Source organism: Fimbriimonadaceae bacterium, assembly GCA_019638775.1.
Taxonomy (GTDB): domain Bacteria; phylum Armatimonadota; class Fimbriimonadia; order Fimbriimonadales; family Fimbriimonadaceae; genus JAHBTD01.
In genome coordinates this window covers 1-4,162 of sequence record JAHBTD010000067.1, presented here as the reverse complement: position 1 = coordinate 4,162, position 4,162 = coordinate 1, and the positions used below count along the sequence as shown (strand labels likewise).

At 61.1% G+C, this 4,162-nt stretch carries 4 protein-coding genes; 2 read left to right on the top strand and 2 right to left on the bottom strand.

Going from position 1 to position 4,162, the window contains the following annotated elements; all coding sequences use genetic code 11:
• Window positions 1–649, top strand: a 649-nt coding sequence (locus KF784_19745; protein ID MBX3121295.1) for a 3-deoxy-7-phosphoheptulonate synthase, incomplete at its 5' end; no start/stop codon positions are given.
• Window positions 650–873: 224 nt separating this feature from the next.
• On the opposite strand, the gene KF784_19740 is transcribed toward KF784_19745, so the two are convergent.
• Window positions 874–3,099: a TonB-dependent receptor gene (locus KF784_19740; GenBank protein MBX3121294.1), complete on the bottom strand. Its 2,226-nt coding sequence runs from the start codon at window positions 3,097–3,099 to the stop codon at window positions 874–876.
• A gap of 119 nt (window positions 3,100–3,218) precedes the next feature.
• The gene (locus tag KF784_19735; GenBank protein MBX3121293.1) at window positions 3,219–3,533 is read right to left on the bottom strand and encodes a hypothetical protein; all 315 of its coding nucleotides are present in this window, start codon (window positions 3,531–3,533) and stop codon (window positions 3,219–3,221) included.
• Window positions 3,534–3,882: 349 nt separating this feature from the next.
• Here KF784_19735 and KF784_19730 point away from each other — a divergent pair.
• A partial coding sequence (locus KF784_19730; GenBank protein MBX3121292.1) for a hypothetical protein occupies window positions 3,883–4,162 on the top strand: 280 nt, incomplete at its 3' end.

Below are 4,162 nucleotides of genomic sequence, written 5' to 3'. Positions count from 1 at the left end.
AGGTCTGCCCTGCGCCACGGAACTGCTCGATCCCGTGACCCCGCAATACATTGCCGACCTGTTGAGCTGGACCGCCATCGGCGCGCGGACAACCGAAAGCCAGATTCACCGAGAAATGGCCAGCGGCCTCTCCATGCCGGTCGGGTTTAAGAACGGCACGGAAGGCAGCCTGCAGGTGGCCATCAATGCGATGATCACCAGCCGCAGCCCGCACCATTTTGTCGGCGTCAACGCCGACGGCATCACCTCCATTATCAAGACCACCGGCAACCCCGACCATCACATCGTCCTGCGCGGCGGCGGCGGACGCACGAACTATAGTGTCGAAGATATCGCCCGCGCAGAAGCAGCCGTCGCCAGCGAAGGACTGGCCCGTGGCGTGATGGTGGACTGTTCGCACGACAATTCCGGCAAGAATCACCAACGCCAGGTGGAAGTCGCCGGCGAGGTGCTCAAACAATTCCAGCAAGGCCGCCGTTCGATCATGGGCCTCATGTTGGAGAGCCACCTGCAAGGCGGCCGGCAAAGCTGGGACCCGAACAAGGCGTTGACCTACGGCATGTCCATCACCGATTCCTGCCTGGGCTGGAGCGACACCGAAGCGTTGCTGTACGGCATGGCGGAGTCGCTCGCCGCCAAAGCGGTGTAGTGGACCACAACGTGGCCTCTCCCCCCAATACTCGGACGGCTGCCTGTGATCTGAGAGGGGGTCCATCTTCTCGGGTCTTCCACCGCCCGCACTCTCAGAGGTTGAGCCCGGTCTTCGAGCTGTCGGCCTGGTCCGTCGCCCACATCAGTCGCCTCCCGACAAGCCGACCCTTCATGGCCCGATGAACCATCGACACCTCGACGCCCCTCGCGCATAACGTCATCTCAGAACCGCGCCGTCATCATGAGTTCCACCGTCCTCGGGGCCCCGATCAGAACCTGACTCGGGTAGAACGGGTCCGCCCAGATCGCATAGGTCTTATCCAGAAGATTGCGACCACGCAGCGTGACCGTCACATTCTTGTATGGCACGGTAATCCATGCATCGGCAGTGATGTAGGCGTTCAATCGCACGGCATTGGCATTCTCGGCATACCGATGGCCGACATACCGGAACGCGGCACCTAGATCGAACGGCACGACAAACGGCACCCGGTACACGCTCCATAGATTCGCCATCACTTCCGGCACGTTCGGCGGCCGGTTACCGCCACGACTCGCGACGCTGCTGCCCGCCGACTCGGAGAAATCAGCAAACCGAGCTGATAGGACCGTAACGTTTCCCTGCAATCGCCAGGCATCGGTCGGCCGGATGGCGCCGCTCAGCTCGATGCCCTTCGACGTCTGTCGACCCACGTTCTGTGCCGCCGTCAGCGACGTCTGGGTCAGGATGTTCTTTCGATAGATGTCGAAATAGGCCACGGTCCACTCGGCCCGGTTGTGCCACAGCTGTCCCTTCGCGCCGACTTCCCACTGCGCACCAGTCGCCAGATCGAAATTCTCCGCCGCCCGCACGATGAACACATTGGTCCCGACCGGATCCGCCGCCGTGGCATACTGACCGTAGAGGGTCAAGGTCGGCAGCAGGTCATAGACCAATCCCGCTCGCCAGGTCGTCGGATTGAAGCTCCGTTCAAAGCTGGCGGTCGTATTGAAGACCCCGGCGGCATTGAAGAGTTGCCGGTCCAGATCGATACGATCATGCCGCATGCCACCGACTAGCTTGAGCGCCTCCGTAATGTTGAATTGCTCTTCGACGAAGAGCGCGGCAGTCGTAATCGTCGTCCGCTGCTCAGCCGAGGTGATCGACCCGAAGGACCCGCTCGGGATCGCCAGCGGATCGATGCTGTCTCCCCCGCCGAAGAAGCTGGGGCGGTTCAGATGCAGATGGCTGAATTCCACGCCGATCACAAACCGGTTTCCGTGCTCAAAAAGCCGCTCCTTGATCTGAGCCTCCATCCGATCGCCGACAATGTACTGATCGTGCTGGACAAAGAACCGGTCCCGATCGATCAATTGCGTACCCGGATTGAACTGGTAGGTCTCGGCGTTTTGCCAGTTGCGTTCGGCCCAGTAGTAATAGGCCTGATTGCGGAGTTCGATGGTGTGTGCCGGCTGCCAGTTCGTCTTGAACTTGGTCCAGTAGGTCGTCGCACTCATGTCGGCATCAACAACATTGAAGTTCTGTCGGAGAATCCGGCCATCGATCGTCCGGCCGTCGTTGGTCGTGACGACTCCGTTGATCGCCGACGAACCGGAAAACCCTCCCGGCATCAACGGAGTCCCCCAGTAGGGCACGCTCCGGTCGTGCGTGACGTCGAAGGAGAGCTCGAAGGCGAGGGTGGGGGCGGCGTCGTACAACAAGGCGCTCGTCAGGTTCCAATACGTATAGGGCGACCGCTGCACACCGGCGTAGTGATCCGCGCGCTGATAACTGAGATCGACACGATAGTGCAGCTTGTCCGATCCCAGCGGCCCGCCGCTGCCCAATGCCGTTCGAAGCGTATTGAAGGAGCCGATGGACAATAGCGCATCGGTGACCACATGATCCTCCCGGAACGGGCGTTTCGTCACAAAATTGATCGCCCCGCCCAACGCTCCCTCGCCATAGAGGACGGATGCCGGCCCCTTGAGCACTTCGATTCGGTCGAGATTCCACGTATCCCGCGGACGTGATGTCATTTGCGCCGGCCCCAGGAGGAGACCGTCATACAGCAGCCGCAGTTGATTGTTCGTAAAACCGCGCATGGAGAAATTGACCGGGTTACCCGGCGAGTCGCCCACCGACAGCCCGGTGGCCCCCTGCACGGCTTCTGAGATTGTCCGAAGTCCACGCTCCTGCATCAGAGTCTGATCGATTACTTCCACACTTGCCGGGATCTCCCGAATCGAGACGCCCAACCGGCTCGCCGACTGGCTGACCTCTTCCAGATGCAACGATCCCGTTCCGCCGGTCTGAATCGGCTGGTCCCGCACCTCCACCACCGGTAACTCCAGCGCACCTGAACCTTCCATGCCCCCGGATTCCGCCAAGATCGGATCCGACCCGACGGCGATACTCCCCGCTAACCATATGACAACACCCACCATAATTTGACGATACTGAGTCACGACACTCCTCCCCCAAGAGGCAACTCGCCCCCTCCACTGCTTGCGAAGATGATGGAAAGCGCTTCCCACACCGGCACACACCGGGCGGGTCCAGCTCACGCCGAGGCGTCCCGACGCACCTACTCTGCGCGTGACCGGATTGGGGGAGGAGGACCACGAACGGAAGGACGCAACACCTCAAAGAATTCGCTGATGACGTCGGTCGGGACGACCGCCGACGCGTTCACCTCCGGAGCACAGAAGGCGCTTTCTTCTGACACCCCGCCCGCCCCCGCCGCATGATCCAGCCAGGCATGGTCGTCGAGCACCGTGTGAGCCGGATCACCGCTCAGAAGCCCTAGCTCATGGTCGAGCAGAGCCGCCGGAAGCGGCAGTGCCAGCACCAGATACGCGAGCACGAAGCAGAGACGGATCGTAAATGCCTGAATGGTCATCAGTAGCACGTTCCCAGAATCAGACCGAGCGGGAATCCCAGACGTTGCAACAATCGTTTCACCAGTCTCGTCCGCATGGCTTGCCGGACGGCTCGGCAGCGATGGCGCGCGGTGATTCGTGGCGCCGGTCCCGCCGGGGTAGTCACCCCATCGGGTTTCACAACGTAGCGCTCTTGCGTGCGCCGCCGTTCCTCCATGAACAACCGTGCCACCAGACTCCGTCCAGGGTTTCCGCAGCAGCGGAATTCATAATCAGGCATGGTCACCCCTTCCTGCCGACTCAGCGAGACGACCTATCAACATCGGTTGACAACCGTCTCGCCTGTGAATAGTCACGGAATAGCCGATCGTGGCCCTGACATCTCAATCTGCAACGAACGATTTTCGGCACACGACGACGGGCACAACTGAGATCCGTCGTTCATCCGGTCCCGCCATCCCCCGACGCATCCGGCACGCCATGGTCTTTAAGGCGCGTGCGGTCTCTTCGAATGAATTGAGACACGACGAGCCTTCGCAAACGCTTGGTACGGCTTGCATGACATCCGACGTGCTGGTGAACGGGGACAACTGTCAGACGAGCGGCGGGCCGCGACTGAGACCGGACTTGCGGAAGAAGGTGAGCGAGA

Excerpts from the sequence above, each read along its gene's own strand:
- KF784_19735 (MBX3121293.1), bottom strand. The coding sequence starts at position 3,533 with ATGACCATTCAGGCATTTACGATCCGTCTCTGCTTCGTGCTCGCGTAT.